Annotated in this window: 1 protein-coding gene; it reads right to left on the bottom strand. The window is 68.8% G+C overall.

Annotation, left to right across the window (positions count from 1 at the left end):
* Positions 1-301, bottom strand: a 301-nt coding sequence (locus A612_RS16155; RefSeq protein WP_173370342.1) for a transposase, incomplete at both ends; no start/stop codon positions are given.

Raw genomic sequence — 301 nt, 5'->3', positions numbered from 1 at the left:
TGGGGCACAGCAGCGGAAATGCCTCGTAGATGCGGGCAATCAGCACCGCCCACAAGTAATGCGCCGCTCGCTTCGGGCGTGCTTCAGGTTCGGGTGTGGGTGTGGCCGCGTTGCCCGGCGCCGCCACCCCAGGTACGCCCGCGCCAGGTTGTGCAGTCTCCACCGTGGCTGGTTGCGACGCAGCAGGCTGAGCCAGCGCCGTTACCGCCGCTCTCAGCGGCGAGTTTGGTGCCAGCACACCAAAGTAGCGGTGCCGGTGGGTGCGTGGCGGTGGCACCAGCGCGGCGATGCGGTCGATCAG

The sequence above is a fragment of the Melaminivora alkalimesophila genome, from assembly GCF_000282995.1.
Taxonomy (GTDB): Bacteria; Pseudomonadota; Gammaproteobacteria; order Burkholderiales; family Burkholderiaceae_C; genus Melaminivora; species Melaminivora alkalimesophila.
The sequence above is the reverse complement of the archived record's forward strand: the minus strand, read 5'-3'. Positions and strand labels throughout refer to the sequence as shown.